Annotated in this window: 20 protein-coding genes; 7 read left to right on the top strand and 13 right to left on the bottom strand. The window is 64.3% G+C overall.

What is annotated here, in order from left to right:
- Positions 1-104: 104 nt before the first annotated feature.
- Both E2484_RS00235 and pdhA read right to left on the bottom strand, forming a co-directional pair.
- Entirely contained in the window at positions 105-956 is an 852-nt protein-coding gene (locus E2484_RS00235) for a cytochrome c oxidase subunit 3 (RefSeq protein ID WP_137283227.1), read from the bottom strand.
- Between the two features lie 85 nt (positions 957-1,041).
- On the bottom strand, positions 1,042-2,121 hold the full coding sequence (gene pdhA / locus E2484_RS00230; RefSeq protein WP_394347893.1) for a pyruvate dehydrogenase (acetyl-transferring) E1 component subunit alpha: 1,080 nt from the start codon (positions 2,119-2,121) through the stop codon (positions 1,042-1,044).
- Between the two features lie 200 nt (positions 2,122-2,321).
- On the opposite strand from pdhA, the gene E2484_RS00225 reads away from it, so the two are divergent.
- From E2484_RS00225 to E2484_RS00210, 4 genes are all read left to right on the top strand, one after another.
- The gene (locus E2484_RS00225; RefSeq protein ID WP_137283225.1) at positions 2,322-3,632 is read left to right on the top strand and encodes a M28 family peptidase; all 1,311 of its coding nucleotides are present in this window, start codon (positions 2,322-2,324) and stop codon (positions 3,630-3,632) included.
- A 663-nt stretch (positions 3,633-4,295) separates the two neighbouring features.
- Positions 4,296-5,123 carry an NAD(+)/NADH kinase gene (locus E2484_RS00220; protein ID WP_137283224.1) on the top strand — a complete coding sequence of 276 codons (828 nt, stop codon included), beginning with the start codon at positions 4,296-4,298 and terminating at the stop codon, positions 5,121-5,123.
- 103 nt (positions 5,124-5,226) lie between these two features.
- A complete protein-coding gene (locus E2484_RS00215; protein WP_137283223.1) occupies positions 5,227-5,667 on the top strand; it encodes a DUF7313 family protein in 441 nt (146 codons plus the stop codon).
- Between the two features lie 171 nt (positions 5,668-5,838).
- On the top strand, positions 5,839-6,159 hold the full coding sequence (locus tag E2484_RS00210) for a hypothetical protein (RefSeq protein WP_137283222.1): 321 nt from the start codon (positions 5,839-5,841) through the stop codon (positions 6,157-6,159).
- Between the two features lie 25 nt (positions 6,160-6,184).
- On the opposite strand, the gene E2484_RS00205 is transcribed toward E2484_RS00210, so the two are convergent.
- The 8 genes from E2484_RS00205 to E2484_RS00170 all read right to left on the bottom strand — a co-directional run bounded on the left by E2484_RS00205 (position 6,185) and on the right by E2484_RS00170 (position 11,254).
- Positions 6,185-6,439 carry a DUF7314 family protein gene (locus E2484_RS00205; RefSeq protein ID WP_137283221.1) on the bottom strand — a complete coding sequence of 85 codons (255 nt, stop codon included), beginning with the start codon at positions 6,437-6,439 and terminating at the stop codon, positions 6,185-6,187.
- The gene (locus tag E2484_RS00200) at positions 6,432-6,746 is read right to left on the bottom strand and encodes a DUF7315 family membrane protein (protein WP_137283220.1); all 315 of its coding nucleotides are present in this window, start codon (positions 6,744-6,746) and stop codon (positions 6,432-6,434) included. The genes E2484_RS00205 and E2484_RS00200 overlap by 8 nt, the downstream gene beginning before the upstream one ends.
- Before the next feature lie 18 nt (positions 6,747-6,764).
- Complete coding sequence (locus E2484_RS00195; RefSeq protein WP_137283219.1) at positions 6,765-7,544, bottom strand: cytochrome b family protein; 780 nt, start codon at positions 7,542-7,544, stop codon at positions 6,765-6,767.
- A 2-nt stretch (positions 7,545-7,546) separates the two neighbouring features.
- The gene (locus tag E2484_RS00190) at positions 7,547-8,350 is read right to left on the bottom strand and encodes a cytochrome b (protein ID WP_137283218.1); all 804 of its coding nucleotides are present in this window, start codon (positions 8,348-8,350) and stop codon (positions 7,547-7,549) included.
- Position 8,351: 1 nt separating this feature from the next.
- Positions 8,352-9,203: a ubiquinol-cytochrome c reductase iron-sulfur subunit gene (locus tag E2484_RS00185; RefSeq protein WP_137283217.1), complete on the bottom strand. Its 852-nt coding sequence runs from the start codon at positions 9,201-9,203 to the stop codon at positions 8,352-8,354.
- Positions 9,204-9,205: 2 nt separating this feature from the next.
- Positions 9,206-9,592, bottom strand: a complete 387-nt coding sequence (locus E2484_RS00180) for a DUF7318 family protein (protein WP_137283216.1) — start codon at positions 9,590-9,592, stop codon at positions 9,206-9,208.
- 2 nt (positions 9,593-9,594) lie between these two features.
- Positions 9,595-10,251, bottom strand: coding sequence for a plastocyanin/azurin family copper-binding protein (locus tag E2484_RS00175; RefSeq protein ID WP_137283215.1), 657 nt, complete (start codon positions 10,249-10,251; stop codon positions 9,595-9,597).
- An 85-nt stretch (positions 10,252-10,336) separates the two neighbouring features.
- On the bottom strand, positions 10,337-11,254 hold the full coding sequence (locus E2484_RS00170; protein ID WP_321111161.1) for a DUF7319 domain-containing protein: 918 nt from the start codon (positions 11,252-11,254) through the stop codon (positions 10,337-10,339).
- 114 nt (positions 11,255-11,368) lie between these two features.
- Here E2484_RS00170 and E2484_RS00165 point away from each other — a divergent pair, with 114 nt between their 5' ends.
- A complete protein-coding gene (locus tag E2484_RS00165; RefSeq protein WP_137283214.1) occupies positions 11,369-11,857 on the top strand; it encodes a DUF7321 family protein in 489 nt (162 codons plus the stop codon).
- Between the two features lie 40 nt (positions 11,858-11,897).
- Here the strand turns inward: E2484_RS00165 and nth are convergent, their stop codons facing one another.
- Complete coding sequence (gene nth, locus E2484_RS00160; protein WP_137283213.1) at positions 11,898-12,587, bottom strand: endonuclease III; 690 nt, start codon at positions 12,585-12,587, stop codon at positions 11,898-11,900.
- Positions 12,588-13,182: 595 nt separating this feature from the next.
- Between nth and mvaD the strand changes: the two genes are divergently transcribed.
- Positions 13,183-14,163 (top strand): phosphomevalonate decarboxylase MvaD, encoded by a 981-nt coding sequence (gene mvaD, locus E2484_RS00155; protein ID WP_137283212.1) that lies wholly within the window; start codon positions 13,183-13,185, stop codon positions 14,161-14,163.
- A gap of 39 nt (positions 14,164-14,202) precedes the next feature.
- Positions 14,203-15,378 carry an NAD(P)/FAD-dependent oxidoreductase gene (locus E2484_RS00150; RefSeq protein WP_137283211.1) on the top strand — a complete coding sequence of 392 codons (1,176 nt, stop codon included), beginning with the start codon at positions 14,203-14,205 and terminating at the stop codon, positions 15,376-15,378.
- A 52-nt stretch (positions 15,379-15,430) separates the two neighbouring features.
- Here the strand turns inward: E2484_RS00150 and E2484_RS00145 are convergent, their stop codons facing one another.
- Both E2484_RS00145 and E2484_RS00140 read right to left on the bottom strand, forming a co-directional pair.
- On the bottom strand, positions 15,431-15,805 hold the full coding sequence (locus E2484_RS00145) for a hypothetical protein (RefSeq protein WP_137283210.1): 375 nt from the start codon (positions 15,803-15,805) through the stop codon (positions 15,431-15,433).
- A gap of 95 nt (positions 15,806-15,900) precedes the next feature.
- Complete coding sequence (locus E2484_RS00140) at positions 15,901-16,341, bottom strand: SHOCT domain-containing protein (RefSeq protein ID WP_137283209.1); 441 nt, start codon at positions 16,339-16,341, stop codon at positions 15,901-15,903.
- Positions 16,342-16,419 lie beyond the last annotated feature (78 nt).

Here is a 16,419-nt window from a genome sequence, read left to right as displayed (position 1 = left end):
CAGTCTACCGACAAAACTGTGTGGGAACTCGAATCCGCTCGGAGTGACCGTCGGGTGTCGAATCGAATCTCGCGGGCGAAGAAAACGAACGGGAAAGAATCGGTTCAGACCGTGATTTCCGCGCCGGCGTACAGCACGACGACGAGGAATATCCAGACCGCGTCCACGAAGTGCCAGTACATCGAAACCGTCGTCACCGAGACGTGTCGCTCGGCGGTGTACTGCCCGTAGAGCGCCCGGACGAACACGATACCGATGAGGACCGCGCCCATCGAGACGTGGAGTCCGTGGAGGCCGGTGAGACCGTAGAACGCGCTGGCGAAGATGCCCGACGTGAGGTCGAAGCCCTCGTGCTGGATGAACTCGTAGTACTCCAGCACCTGCCCGCCGATGAAGACGATGCCCAGCAGGAGCGTCGCCGCCAGTCCGACGAGGAAGTTCTTCCGATTACCCTTGCGGAGTTCGACGTGGCCCCAGTGGAGCGTGATACTCGACAGCACCAGCAGGGCGGTGTTGACGAGGACCAGCGACCCGAGCAGTTTGGGGAATCCTTCGGTGGACCACGTGCCCACGCGAATGAAGAAGTAGTAGACGAACCCGGCACTGAACGTGGCGAGTTCGGAACCGAGGAACAGTATCATGCCCCATCGGAGCGCGCCGCCGCCGTGACCGTCGCTCGACCAGAACGCCTTGACGAAGGCGTGGTAGACCCATCCGTACAGGCCCGCGAGGAACAGACCGACGGCCCCGACGAACACCACGGGTCCGAAGATGGGGTCGATTATCGGTTGCTGTCCCTGTGCGAGGAGGAACAAGGCGGCCCCGACGTAGATGCCCGCACCACCGAGTGCGGTGATGAAGGGCCACCAGCTCGCCTCACCGAACCCGCGAGGCCAGTCCTCGACGGCCGGCAGGTGATGGCCGTGCTCTTCTGTTGAATCGTCCGCTACTGTCATACGAGATGGTTGCGGGTCGAATAGTAAAAAGGCACCTGAACGCGTCCGCGAAGCGGTTCGGCTGACCGGGGGTCGCGTCGCGAAACTATCGCTCGACCTGCGGTTCGTCGACGACCTGCCTGCGCTGTCGCCGGAGGAAGTCGGGCGTCTGGGCGTAGACGTGTTCGAAGATGTCGTCCACGTCGAGACCGGTGCGGTCCTCGACGTTTACGACGGCCTCGGCCACGCGGTCGTCCGCCCACGACCGGAGCTCGCTGTCGTCTTCGTCGGTCCAGTCGTGTGCGTCTTCCAGATACTCCCGGGTTCGCTCTACCGGGTCCTTCTTGCGCCACTCCGCTACTTCCTCGTCGTCGCGGTACTTCGAGGGGTCGTCGGTGGTCGTATGTGCGCCCTGGCGGTAGGTGACGGCCTCGATGAGGCGCGGCCCCTCGCCGTTCTTCGCGGCTTCGAGGGCGTCCTCGACCGCACCGTAGACCGCCAACACGTCGTTGCCGTCCACGCGGACGCCCTCGAATCCGTAGGCTTGGGCCTTCTGGGCGATGGTGGCGGAGGCGGTCTGGCGCTCGCGGGGGACCGAGATGGCCCACTGGTTGTTCTGGCAGAAGAAGACGGTCGGCGTCTCGAACACGCCGGCGAAGTTCATGCCCTCGTGGAAGTCGCCCTCGCTGGTCGCGCCGTCGCCGAAACTGACGAGGGTGGCGCAGTCGTCACCGCGATAGTCGGCCGCCATGCTCGTCCCGACCGCGTGGGGGAGTTGGGTGGCGATGGGGATGGTCGGCGGGAAGGTCCGAAGCCCCTCGGGGTCCTCGCGGTCCACGTAGTTGCCCTCGCCGAGCAGGTAGACAAGTACGTCTTCGAGGTCGAGACCGCGCGTGAGATACATCGCGTGGTCGCGGTACGTCGGGAAGCAGTAGTCCGACTCCGAGAGGGCGTAGGCCGCCCCGACCTGTGCGGCCTCCTGGCCTTGGAGCGGCGCGTACGTGCCGATGCGACCCTGGCGGTGGAGTTTGACCGCCTTCTCGTCGAACGTCCTGGCGAGTACCTGCTGTCGATACAGATCGGTCACCGCCGACGCCGGCAGGTCGGGGTCGGTTCGTTCGTCAACGGTACCGTCCGGAGCGACGACGCGGGTGACGTCAGGTGCCTGTATTGCCATTGTCGTCAATCACCGACTCTCTATCGGAAGAACGTGAGCCAGCGTTATAAAGTATTGTTGGAGCGTCTAAATGTCGAAAATTGGCCACCACGTTTAAAAGCTGGATTTCGATTCGTCTACGAGACACCCCGAGAACCCCCCGTCGAGTGAAAGATCGTCGGACGTTTCGATTCGAAAAACTTACGCCCTCCCCGGATTCATGCGGTCGTATGACACAGTGGATAGGCGAGACGTTCACCAGCAATACCGGGTGGAACCATCTGGAATCGCTCGTGGACGTCGGCGACCGAATGGCCGGAAGCGACGGCGAGCGCGAGGCCGCGGAACTGACCCGCGACGCGCTTGAACGCGCTGGCGCGCGCGACGCTCGAATCGAGGAGTTCGGCATTCAGGGTTGGACGCGCGGCGACAGCAAAATTCGGGCGGACGACACGGTTCAGTCGTCAATCGCGCTCCCGCGAAGTCCCGACGCGACCGCGACGGGCGAACTCGTCGACCTCGGCTACGGACTGCCCGAGGACTTCGAGGAGACCGATTTCGAGGGGAAGGTCGTGATGGTCGCCTCGAACGTTCCCGACTACTACGACCGGTTCATCCATCGCCGCGAGAAGTACTACTACGCCGTCGAGGGCGGCGCGGCCGCGTTCGTCTTCCGGAACCACGTCGAGGGGTGTCTCCCGCCGACGGGAAGCGTCGGCACCGACGAGGACCCTATCGGCGACGTGCCCGCGGTCGGCGTCTCGAAGGAAGTCGGCGCGCGCCTCTCGCGGCGCTGGGACGGCGAGGAGGTCGAAGTCGCGGTCGAGGCCGACAGCTACGACGCCACGAGTCAGAACGTCCACGCCGAGCTAGGACCGGACACGGACGAGGAAGTCCTCGTGACCAGCCACATCGACGCCCACGACATCGCGGAGGGCGCGATGGACAACGGCGCTGGCACCGCGATGGTCGTGGAGATGGCCCGCGCACTCGCGGCCCGCGAGGACGAACTCGACGCGAGGGTCCACTTCCTCGCCTACGGCGCCGAGGAGGTCGGTCTCGTGGGGTCGGGTTACGACGCGGACCAGCGCGATTTCGACTCCATCAAAGCCATCGTGAACAACGACGGCGTGGTCCGCGGACGCACGCTCTCGTTCCACACCCACGGCTTCGACGCGCTCGAATCCGCGGCCCAAGCGGTCGGCGACGACCTCGGCCACCCGGTGAAGGCGATTCCCGAGCAGGGCCCTCACAGCGACCACTGGCCGTACGTCAAGTGGGGCGTGCCCGGCTACCACGTCATGAGCGAGACCGGCGACGAGGGCCGCGGGTGGGGCCACACCTACGCCGACACGCTCGACAAACTCGAAGTTCGGGACCTCCGAGAGCAGGCCATCCTGCTGACGGAACTGACGGTCCGACTCGCCAGCGACGAGTTCGAGGTCGCGCACAAGGAATCGTCGGAAATCGCCGCGGCGCTGGAGGACGAGGACCAAGCAGAGGGCATGAAGATCATCGGCGACTGGCCCTACGACGAGTAGGGTCGGGTCGCGGACTCCGGACACTTTCTCGAGTCAGAGGACCGTCGGTCGTGAGCCGCTCGACTTTCGGCCAGCGGCGGGTCGCAAGCGATTATATCTTTACTTTAGAAATAAATAAATTGTCTTAGAATCTGTAGATACTTTTTAGACATAGAAATAGCTATCCCGCACGGACGTTACACCACGGGCAGACGGAAGGTCGGAGAAGCTAGCTACTCCTCGAACCACGGAGTCGCCGCACCACACAGTGCTGCCCCGCATCACACAACACCGCCCCGCACCACACAACACCGCACTACACAGTACCGCCCCGCACCGCACGACACCGCACCGCAACCGCGACGGACTCACGCCTCCCCTCGTCGGCCGCATCCGCGACCGTCGTCCATCTTGTGACGACCGGCCGACCAGTCCACTGTCGGGTGGATGAAGCGACCGCGAGCGGGCGGGGGCTTTCGTGGACGACACGGTTCCGACGATTTCTCCGGTGCGTAGCGAGTAGACAGCAACTTTTCGAACGTCCTCTCCCCCCGATGCTCCGACGACCGTTAGCGAACGGACCCCCGCGACCGCGACCAGTCGCGTGACTCCGTACCCTTTTCACGGATGGCGGCCCAAGGGCAAGCCGATGGGTAGCGCGAACGTCGAGGGGGTCGGAGGCGAATGACGCTCGGAATCGTGGGCGAGGGCACGCTCACCGAACGGATTCGCGACGCAGTCGCGGCCGAGACCGGCGTCACTCGCGGTCCGGCGAGCGACGTCGTCGCGGCCGACCCCGAATCGGTCGTCGCGGTGGGCGAGTCGGCCCTGCTCGCGCTCGTGCGCGAGGGCGTCGACGCGCCGGTTCTCCCGGTAGACGCCGGACCGGGCTACGGCGGCGTCGCGTCGTCCGACGCCACGCTGACCGACGAAACGGCGACCGATACCGACGCCGAGTCGTCCGTCGAGACCGACTCGGACTCCGCCGACGCCCAACCGGAGTCGGTGTCGAGCGCACTCGACGCCCTGCTCGCGCGGGAGTTCGAGACTGACTCGCGGGCGGTCCTCGCGGTCACGGTCGACGGCGAGCACGTCGGCCGGGCGCTGGCGGACGTGACGCTCGTCACCTCCGAACCCGCTCGCATCTCCGAGTACGCCGTCGAGTCGCGCGGCGAGCAGGTCGCCCAGTTCCGCGCCGACGGCGTGGTCGTCTCCACGCCGACCGGAAGCCACGGGTACGGCCGGAACGCGGGCGGACCGCTCCTCGAACCGGGGACGGGCGTCGTGAGCGTCGTCCCGGTCGCGTCGTTCGCGGTGAACGTCGACCACTGGGTGCTGTCGGTCGACCGGTCGGTCGCGCTGACGGTCGAACGCGACGAGGGCGAGGTGTCGCTTCTGCTCGACGACCGGAACGTCTGCACCGTTTCGACGGACACTCACGTCGAAGTGGTCGAAGACGACGTACTGGAACTGGTCCGCGTGCCGGAGAGTCGCCCGTTCTTCGAGCGATAGCCGAGCGCGTCGGTAGGTCAGGCCGACGAGGGAAGGCGGTACGAGACGCTATCGACGGACGCAGAAATCAAGGTTTAATACGTCGCCTTTCCGATTATCGTGTATGGAACCGCTGTCACTGCTCGGACCGGTCGACGCGCTCTTCGCGGACGTCATCGAGTACGTGGTGTTCGCCCTCGTGCTGGTCAACATGGGCACGCGCTGGTGGGCGTATCGGGACTACCGCAAACAGGCACGGAGCGACGACCACGACGAAGAACTGAGTCGCAACTGGCTTCACGAGTTGTCGAACGTCGTCCTGGTCCTCGGGTCGTTCTACCTCCTGACTCTCCACCATCACGCGGGCATAGTGCTCTCGACGCTCGTCCTCGGACTGTTCATCACGGACTTCTTCGAGTTCGAGGCCAAGGAAGTCGAACTCCGTAGTGACGAGAAGCTTTCGAGTCCCAAGGGTGCGATGACCGCCTCCGTCGTCGTGTTCCTCTACGCGGGCTATCTCAGCCTCTTCTTCCTCGTCGAACCCATCTGGAACGCCATCGTCTGATTCGGTCGTAGGTCTTCTCGTCGCTTTCTCGATTCGCACGGAGTCGTTACTCGCGTCTTCTGACCGGGTAGTGTCGTCCACCTCGAACCTCACGGCACTGCGATACGGTTCGACGTTCGACTGGCCGTGCCGACGAGATACCGGACTCGACGCCCTTTCACGGATTCGACGATGGAAGCGGCCATCTACCGAACCACCTCGTTCTCCGAACCCCGTGCGGTGGCACGACTACGAGAGCGCAGGGGAGGCAACCCCCATCTTCTCAGCCTCACCGAGCGAAGCGAGATAGAGACGCTGGAGGACGAACCGCACCCGCCGAGCGACCGTGCCGACGGCGCGACGACGACGCGACGGCGCGACACCAGCACACGCCACCCGACGAACCCCGATTTCGAGACGCCGACTGCGCCCGAGTTGCGAGAGAAGCCCGACGGTTCGTGGGCGAGAACGAACCCCGAGCGAACCGTAGCCGTCGCTCGAAGTCGGGCGTAGAAACGAGAAAGACGGGACCGGTCTTCTACGACGACGCTTCTCGCAGCTGGTCGATCGCCGGGATGACGACCCAGAACGTCAGGACGCCGAGGACGACGAACCAGAACATCACTTCGCGGAGCATGATGGCGGCCTGTCCGTACGTGTCCAAGTTACCGGGAATCTCGCCGAGGAGTTGCGTGTCCTCGAACCCCGGCGTGGTGAACCAACCCGATAGCACCATCCAAATGAGGCCACCGCCCGTCAGGATACCGAGCCCCTTTGCGAATTCGTCAGCCATTGTTTGATGGTTCGTCGGAGCCGTCTTTAGGTTTTCCCATTCCTTCGGCGCGGAACCGAGTGGAGAACGCGTAGACGAGCGCACCAGCGGCGATCATCGCCACACCGAGGATGGCTACCGGCAGGTCCATCTCCGCGAGCGAGAGCTGTGCGCGCTGGGTCGCGGCGTCGAGGGCGATGAACCCGCCCACGACGAACGTCACGGCGAACATGGTCGAGAACACCGTCACGACCTTGTAGAGTCGGAGCGGTACCTCGACTTCGCGCGCGCGAGACTCCCCCTCGGTGTCGTCTGAACTGGAATCCATGGAAAAATCGCTACGGCGTTACTTCGGCGGTCGAAGCCGGTAGTACCGCCGGTTGAGGTCGAACATGTACCCCTCCCGCATCGACTTCAGCACCGCGTACGTGATGGTTCCTGCTATGATAGGCACCAGGAACGTCAGGTCGAACAGCAGGTGCGAGTCGATGGGAGCGAGGTTCTTGACCGACAGCGCGCTGATGGTCCACGCGAACACGAAGCCCGCCATGCCGACCGCGGCCCAGAAGGGCTGTTCGACGGGACGCCGCGCGCTCCCCTTGTTGAGGAACGGCACGATTGCGATGAACCCGACCACGACGATGTTGGCGACCACGCCGTACGTCCGGTCGGCCATCAGCTTGTCGCCGCCCAGAATCGCCAGTTCGGGGTTGAGCGGGCCGAGCTTCAGAAGGCCGAACGACCAGTAGAGATACCAGTCGGGCAGGATGACCGCCGGGGTCGAACTCGGGTCGGCGGGCGGCCCGAGGTGCGGCGGGAGCGTCGCCGAGAGGAAGATTATCATCCCGACGAAGAAACTCGTCAGCGAGAGGTTCCGAATCATCTCGTGGGGCCACACCGGGAACGCCAGCACGTCACGCTCGACGTAACTGGACTCCTGTCGGAGGTCCTGGTCTTCTCGACGCGCACGCTCGAAGTACTCGTAAGTCAGCCGGGAGAGACCCTGAGTACGCTCCTTGCGCTCGCTCCACGTCGGAGTCTCGTCGTCCGGCGGGACGATACCGGTGCCGCCACCGTCTGTCTGTGCCTCGCCGCTGCCGTCGGTTTTTGCTTGTTCGTCTGTCATAGTTAGTGAGGTTCAGCGATACCCTGAATCCACACGATACCGATGTGGACCGCGATGAGCGTCGTCACCACGAACGGGAGCAGGAACACGTGCAGGATGTACATCCGTTGTAGCGTCGCCTGTCCCAGACTGAAGCCACCGAACAGCAGTTGGGCGACCCACTCGCCCGCGAGCGGGATCGAGAGGCTCATCTCGACCCCGATCTGTCCGGCCCAGAACGCTAGCTGGTCCCACGGAAGCAGGTACCCCGTGTACCCGAACACCATCGTGAGGCTGATGAGGATGATGCCGATTATCCAGTTCAGTTCGCGCGGTTCCTTGTACGCGCCGGTGAAGTACACTCGGAGCATGTGGAGGAACACCGCGGCGACCATCACCTGCGCCGACCATCGGTGGATGGACCGGAGCATGAAGCCGAAGTTCAGGTCGGTCATGATGAACGCCAACTGGTTGTACGCCGCGGAGGCGTCTCCCGACGCCGAAACCGTCGCTGGCGCGTAGTAGAACCCGAGTAAGGCCCCACTCAGTGCGGCGACGACGTACGCTATCGTCGAGAAACTCCCGAGCGCGTACAGCGGATACCAGTACCAGAACTTGTTGTCCAAGCTGTATTGCTCGGTGTGGCTCTTCGGCATCTGCATGTTGACCCTGTAGTAGAGGGTCTCGAGTATCTCGAGGTAGTCGACGATGCGGAATCGCTTGTCCATCCAGATGAGCGCCGTCAGGAACGTCGTCTCGACCGGCGTGAGTTCCTTCGTCCGCATCCACTCGCCGTGGTCGTGTTCGTCCTTGCGTTCGATACTCATGTTACTCGCCCTCCGGTCGCGGGAGTGCCACGAACGATTTCTTCACGACGTTGAACGGGTCGTACACCGACTGGTGGCACTGACAGTAGATCTTGTCCTGTGCGTTGGCGACCCTCGACCCGGGTAGTCCTTTGAACGTCGGCACGCAACAAAAGTGCGTGCACTTGTTCAGGTTTGCGATAAATCCTTCTTCGGTACTGGCCTCGATCCAGTCGTCGCGCTTGGCCATCTGTTCGACGCGCTTGCTACGGATGACCTGAACTGGCATCGTTCCGCTCGGGGGCACGTCCTGCGAGCGCCACGACCCCTGGGCGGGTTTGCCGAGGCCGCTCTGGCCGATGCCGTTGCCCCACGTCTCGTAGTCGCTGAAGTCGTCGACGTGGATTTTGTCGCCTTCGCTGACCTCTTCGTTCTGCCACTCGAACTTCGAGTTGCCACTGTAGCGGAAGAAGTTGTCCTGGTCGGCGTCGGGTTTGACGCCGGGATAGGTCTGGACGCCGCAGTACTGGAACCACTCGGCGGAGTAGGTGACCCCACCGAGTTCCATCTCGGCGATTTTGACCTCGCGGCCCTGCTGTGTAACCGTCTTCACTTCGGGCCAAATTCCTTTGAGGTAGCCTTCCGAGTCGATTTCGACCGGAATCTGGGGCATTCCGCGCGGAGCGGGACCGGAGGTGTTCTCCATCGCCATGAACTGCGTGATACCACCGCCCGCGCCCGTGGGCGCGGTGGCGGAGTTGATTCCCGCCGCGGCGGCGGTGCCGACCCCGGCGAGCGAGGCGCTTCCGACGACGCCCTTCACGAAGCGGCGACGACCTGTGCTTTTCGGATACTTGTCGTCTTCTTCTGGCATGGTTATCGTTTGTAGTAGGGATAGACGGCCTGCTTGAACTGGTCCCACGCGTTACCGAGCGACTCAGTTCCGTACTGCTGTTCTTCGCGGATGTAGAGGTCTTCCCACTTGCGACGACGCTTCTTGACGATCATCACGTCGGGGAGGAACTCCTTGCGGTACAACAAGAGGATGAACGCGAGGTCGATGAAGATGACCGCGAGGATGAACCCGAGGTACATGTTACCGATTTCGCTGTACCCCCAACCGCTCACCAGTCCGTAGGTGAACAGACCGACGAACACGACCTCGACCACCGTCAGGAGGACGATGGCGATGGCCGCGGCCGTACTCTCTCTGGCCGGTTCGTAGCGGTGAATGTCGCCGTACGTTGAACCTGTGGATGACATGGTTATCGATTACTCCCACTCGCGTGCGGTGATTCGCCGTACTTCAGGAGGAAGAACGTGTAAATGAGCGAGACGGCCATCATCAGGAGGGTGGCGAGCCCGACGAAGTGGGCCTGGAACGGCACGCCCATGTGTTCGGGGTCGGCTTCCGCTTCACCGCCACCGCCTCCGCCGCCACCGCCGCCCTCTTGGACGGTGATGGTACCGACCATGCCAGCGGTCTTGTGGGGCTGGCAGAAGTACTCGTAGGTGCCGGTGGTCTCGAACGTGTGGCTGTACTCGTGGCCGGTGTCGTACGTCTTGCTCTCGCCGCCCTCGGTTCCTTCCCAGTTCGCACCGTCTGGTTGGCTCTCGGGGACGACGTTGTGGTTGTCCGACTCCCAGACGAAGTTGACCGTCGTTCCGGGTGCGATAGTCAGCTCGGCGGGCTCGAACACGAGGCTCCCGCCTGGACCGACTACTACCTCTTCTGTCGGACCGCCACCGCCGGACGCGTCTCCGCTCGTCGTCCCGTTGGCGGCGGTCGTGGTCTCGTTTTCGGAGGCAGTGGTATTGCCGGACGACGTGGTAGTCGTCTCCTGTGCCGAGGCGGCCGTTACGCCCGCCCCAGCGCCGCCAGCAACACCGGTGGCTGCCATCAGAAAGTCCCGCCTCTTCATACAGATGAAAGTCAGGACAGGAATTGCTTAAAGCCACCGATGCCGCCGTAGCGGGGTTTCGGCGGCCGACGCGCCGAGTATGTCCCTAGTTACCACTGTCGGAGGCCGACGACACTTCGGTCTCGGTCGCGTCGTCGTTCGGCCGCTCGTCGGGGAGCGAATCGCCCGACTCGGGCGCTTCGTCCCCGTTCGGGAGGAACTCGGGCCGCTCGTCGTCCTCCAAGCCGACCGCCCGGAGGCGGTTGCGGTACTCCTCGGCACGGAACCGATCGGAGAGCCGGGCGTTGGCCACCAGCAAGAAGACGAACACGCCGAAGAAGAAGAACCCGAACGCGGCCACTGCCGCCACGAGGGGAAGTCCCGTCGCGATCCACGCGGCGAACAGCGCGACTCCCGCGAGGACGTGGACGGCGGCGACGACCTGCATCAGTTGATTGCCGAGTTTACCCGAGCCCTCGGGTACCTCGGCGGGGTCGGGGAGTACGTTGCCCTCGGGCACGTCCGGCACCTCGTAGCTCTCCATCGACGCCAGCGCGACCGAGGGTTTCACGTCCCGGAGGACGGTGCCGCTCCCCTCGACGGTCCCGTCCGGGTAGACCACGGCGTACCCCTCGTCGGAGTACGCGAGCAGTTGCGGTTCACCGTCCTGTTCGATGCGCTCTACGACGGCGAACACGTCGCGGTCGGCGACGCGGCTCTTGAGGTCGGCCTCCACCCTGTCGAGGAGTGGTTCGCCGGTGATCCACGAGTCGTGGTCGAACGCGACCTCCCACTCCTCGTAGCTCATCTCGGCCATGTCGCGCGGGCCGAAGTCCTCGAAGTCGTACTTCTCCTCGATCTCCTCGGGGGTGAGTTCGGCGTCCTCCTCGTCACGGGAGGTCGCCTGTTCCTCGCGGTCCTCGTCGGCGGGGGCGTCGTCGCGTCTCTCGGGCGCGTCCCCGTCCCGCGGCTCTGCGGCGTCCGCGGGTCGTTCGCCCGCCGGATCGTCCGAGGCGTCGGTCATCGTCCGAAACTCAGACCTGAAGCCGCATAAGCGCCCCGACGTTACTTCGCGGGCGCGAAATCAGGCGCGACCGCTTCCGCACCCCTTAACCACCCTCGTTCCTAACCGCCGCGCATGGCGAGCAAGACGCTGGTTGCGACCGTGGTCGCCCTCGTCGTCACTGCCAGTTTCCCCTTCTACCTCTACGGCGCGTGGTACATCCTCGACCAGGACGTGGTGACCTGGGACGTGCTGATACACCACCTCAAGTTCATCACGGTGGGGCTACTGTTGACCACGATACCAATGGTGACGTGGATGGCCCCGCGCTTCCTGAACCAACTCGGTGGGTTCGCGGCTCTCCACGCATTTCTGGGGTTGCAGGCGTACGCCATGCTCGTGGTCGCGTTGACGGGCATCGTCCGCATCTTTCAGGTCAAACACCAACACGACCTGTACGAACGCGACGCGACAGAACGCGAGGTAGACATCGGTGAACTCCACGAGAACATGGGCGCGTGGCGAGGTCGCCTCCGCATCGGCGTCGCGGGCTACGTCCTCTTCTGGATACTCGCGTGGATTCTCGGGATGGTTCGGTTCGTCATGGACTACCTGCTACACTGACGGATTTCGGCTTCGTCGCTACCGCTCCACGGGGTTCTATCTACGCGTCCCACGCCTCACCGCTGGCGAGGTCCACGTCATGGTCGAGTTTCGAGGACGGACAGACGTCCTCCAGCACGCAGTTCGAACAGTCGGGGTTCCGCGCGGTGCAGGTCGCCCGTCCGTGGCTGATGCAGAGGTGAGTGTACTGCTGCCAGTGTTCCTCGGGGACGATGCCCATCAGGTCCTCCTCGATGGCCTCCGGGCGCTCGTCTTCGGTGATACCGAGGCGGCGCGAGAGTCGCTGGACGTGCGTGTCCACGACGATGCCTTCCACCACGTCGTGGCCGTGCTGGAGGACGACGTTGGCGGTCTTGCGCCCGACGCCCTTGAGTTCGGTCAACTCGTCCATCGTGTCGGGAACCTCGCCGTCGTGTTCCTCCAGCATGGTCCGGGCCGAGGATTTGATGTAGTCGGCCTTGCTGTTGTGGTAGGTGATAGAGCCGATGTCCTCCGAGAGTTCGTCCTCGTCGGCCTCGGCGTAGTCCTCGACGGTCTCGTACTTCTCGAACAGGTGTTCGGTCTCCTCATTCACGCGCTCGTCGGTACACTGGGCCGAGAGCATCACGGCGATGAGGAGTTCGAGGCGGTTCGAGAAGTCGAGCGAGATGGTCGAGTCGGGATACTCGTCGTAGAGTCTGTCGATGACCTCCTCGGCCTGGGCTTCGCGGGTGTCGAGTGGCTCTCCCATGTCCGTTTCGTGGTGTGGCCTGGGTTTGAATGGTTCGCTACTCTCCGGGGAACGCCGTGAAGTCGACTCGACGACACCGACGAATCTGTTGCCCTTGCGCGGGAATCCTCCGGGTTAGTCGTTGGAGCTACTTACTCCCGTCACAGAGGAGTCACCGCCCGCGACGGCCTCACACCTCCCCGACCTCCTTCGCTTCGCTCAGTCGTCCACCGTTAGAGGTACACTCTGACGAGCCTTCAGTCACTCCGCTCCTGAATACCTCGCCCGAGTGGTCGCGCCACGAGGGCGCGACCGCGCGCGCCGAGGTGAGGGAACGATTGAGCGAAGATTATCAATCTACTGTGGCGCGCGCGAGTAACGTGCGCGAGGGACGAACGACCCCGCGAAGCGGGGAGTGAGGAGATCGGGGAGGGCCGAGGCGCGCGATGATTGGCTCGAACCCGAAGCTAGCTTTCTGCTCGACCGAATAACTCTATCGGATGCTCTAGAAAATACGTACGATTGCTAAATAATTACGTATGTTTGCCTCTCGCTCGTCGGACGCCACTATCTGAGTACCGAGAGTTTTAACCACCAGAACCACCCCCGTCAAAGCATGAAGGCGACCGCGAAGGCTCACCCCATCCAAGGCTTAGTCAAGTATCACGGGATGCGCGACGAACAGTTGCGACTCCCCTACCACGACAGCATCAGCCTCTGTACCGCGCCGAGCCACACCAAGACCACCGTCGAGTTCGACCCCGACCTCGACTCGGACACCTTCGTCGTCGGCGGCGAGGAACTGGCCGACCACGAGGCCGACCGCGTGGCGAACGTCGTCTCGCGCGTGCGGGAACTCGCCGACGCCGACCACGCCCAGTACCCCGTCCGACTGGAGAGTCGGAACTCCTTCCCCTCGAACGTCGGACTCGGCTCCTCCTCGTCCGGATTCGCCGCCGCGGCGATGGCGCTCGCCGAAGCGGCGGACCTCGGTCTCTCTCGGCCGGAGATTTCGACCATCGCGCGCCGCGGGTCGTCGTCGGCCGCCCGCGCCGTGACCGGCGGATTCTCCGACCTCCACACCGGACTCAACGACGAGGACTGTCGCTCCGAGCGACTCGACTCGCCGCTCGAAGACGACCTCCGAATCGTCGCGGGTCTCGTGCCCGCCTACAAGGAGACCGAACACGCCCACCGCGAGGCCGCCGACAGCCACATGTTCGAGGCGCGACTCGCACACATCCACGACCAACTCGCCGAGATGCGCGACGCCCTGCGCGAAGGTGACTTCCACCGCGTCTTCGAGACCGCCGAACACGACTCGCTGTCGCTGGCGGCGACCACGATGACCGGCCCGTCCGGGTGGGTCTACTGGAAGCCCGACACCATAGCCATCTTCAACGCCGTGCGCGAACTCCGAGACGAGGGCGTTCCGGTCTACTTCTCGACCGACACGGGCGCGAGCGTCTACGTCAACACGACCGACGAACACGTCGAGCGCGTCGAGGAAGTCGTCGCCGACTGCGGCGTCGAGACGATGGTCTGGGAGGTCGGCGGCCCGGCCGAGATTCTGGACGAGAGCGAAGCGCTGTTTTAACCCCACTTTCAAGCCGTCTCGCTCCTAAGCTCCGACCGAATGCGAATCGCTGTCCTCGGCGCGGGCTACGCCGGACTGACCCTCGCCCGAAAGTTAGAGCGCACCGTCCCCGACGACGTGGAGATCCTGGTGGTCGAACGGACCGGCCAGCACCTCGTCCAGCACGAACTCCACCGGGCCATTCGCCGACCGTCGCTGGCCGACGAGATCGTGGTGGACCTCGAAACCGTGCTGGACCGCGCGGAACTCCGGCAGGCCGAAGTCGCCGACGTGGACCCCGACGCGGGCGTCGTCTCGCTGGCCTCCGGCGGGACCATCGACTACGACTACGGCGCGGTCTGTCTCGGGGCCGAAACCGCGTTCTACGACCTGCCGGGCGTCGAGGAACACGCCACGCCGCTCAAGACGCTGGGTCACGCCGAGCGCATCCGGGCGGACTTCCTCGACGCACTCGACGCCGACGGCGGAGGGAACTCCGAGAGCGACGGAACCAGTCGAGTCGTGGTCGGCGGCGCGGGCCTGTCGGGGGTGCAGGTCGCGGGCGAACTCGCGGCGTTCGCTCGGGAAGAGGACGCCCGGGAGAACGTCACTATCACCCTGCTCGAACAACTCGACAGCGTCGCGCCGTCGTTCCCCGAGAACTTTCAGACGGCGGTCCGCGACCAACTCGAAGCCCGCGACGTGGAGATTCGGACGGGCACCGCAGTCGCCTCGGCCGACGCCGACTCTATCGAACTCGGATCCGACGGGCGACTCGACTACGACCAGTTCGTCTGGACCGGCGGCATCCGCGGACCCGCCGCACTCGACGGCGAGCGACCCGAGGTGAAGAACACCCTTCGCCTCGGCGACGGCACCTTCGTCGTCGGTGACGCGGCGCGCGTGGTGGACGCCGACGGGGAACCGGTCCCGGCCAGCGCGCAGGCCGCAGTCAGGGAGGCCCGCGCGGTCGCCGAGAACGTCGCCAACCTCGTGGCGTACGACCGCGAAGGCGACGACATCTTCGAACCGCGACTCGAACCCTTCGCGTTCGACTCGCCGGGGTGGCTTGTGTCGGTCGGCGACGGTGCCGTCGCCCAGATCGGTCCGACGGTCCTCACCGGCACGGCCGCGAAAGCCTTGAAGGCGACCGTCGGGGCCGGATACCTCTCGTCGGTCGGTGCGATACGAAACGCCGCAGACCTCGTGAGCGAGGAACTGGGCTACGAGCGATAGAGAGTACGAGTTGCAGTTCGATTACGAGCGATAGGTGGAGTACGGACAGTAGTTAGAGACCGGGAATGCCGAGCGCACCGGTCGCAATGAGGCCGACCGAATTGAGCAGGACCAGCACGACCCAGACCGTGACGTAGGCGACCAGTCCGATTCCGATGGCGCTGCCCCAACCGCCGGGGTAACGTGCGTTGATGACGTACACCCACGCCAGCAGGCCCAAAACCGACCCGATGAGGCCCCCGACGAACGGGATGATGCTGAACAGTCCGGCGACCAGCCACCAGACGAGCGCACCGACCAGCGCGGTGAGTATCGCGTACTCGTAGTCGTTCCGGTCGGCGATGACCCGCGCGCCGACGTAGATGCCGAACGCCCCGATGAGGAGGCTCACGACGAAACCGATGACGAAGTTCAGGAACCCTACCATGTTCCTCTGTTTGCTCCGACTGGAATTTATATGTGGCGTCTGGCGGTCGGCGCTCGGTCGCTGGTCGGCCATCGGTCGCGTCGACCGGGAGAGAATCACCTGGCGCTCTCGTCGGTTTCGAAGCTCCCGTCCGCGAGGTCGCGGGCGTCTGTCGAGTCGCTCTCGCGCTCGATGCGCCTGCGCGCGCTCTCGGGCGTCTCGGTGTCGAGCAGGGCTTCGACCTTCCGCTCGAACTCCGACTCGGAGAGGTCGCCGCGAGCGTATCGGTCCCGAAGCGTGTCGAGGGCGTCCTGCGTCGATTCGGGTTCGTCGGCGGTCCGATTCCGCTGTCGGTGGTCACTCTCGTTCGAGGTCGGGCCGACGCCGAACGTCTCGGTCACGACCTTCACCATCGGGACGAGTACCGCGAATCCGAGTGCGAACACGAGCCAGAACCGGTCGTAGCCCAGAAAGAGTCCGGCGAGTCCGACGCCGAGAACGAGAAGCGAGGCGAGTTTCACCAGTGCGTTCTCGTCGTCGTCGAGTGGGTCGGCCATGCGACTGGCTACCGGCGACGGTGACAAAAAGGTTGCAACTTTTCCGACACGACAGATTCTGTTGTATTTCCGGCGTCA

Source organism: Halorussus salinisoli, from assembly GCA_005239435.1.
In the GTDB taxonomy this organism is placed as follows: domain Archaea; phylum Halobacteriota; class Halobacteria; order Halobacteriales; family Haladaptataceae; genus Halorussus; species Halorussus salinisoli.
The sequence above is the reverse complement of the archived record's forward strand: the minus strand, read 5'-3'. Positions and strand labels throughout refer to the sequence as shown.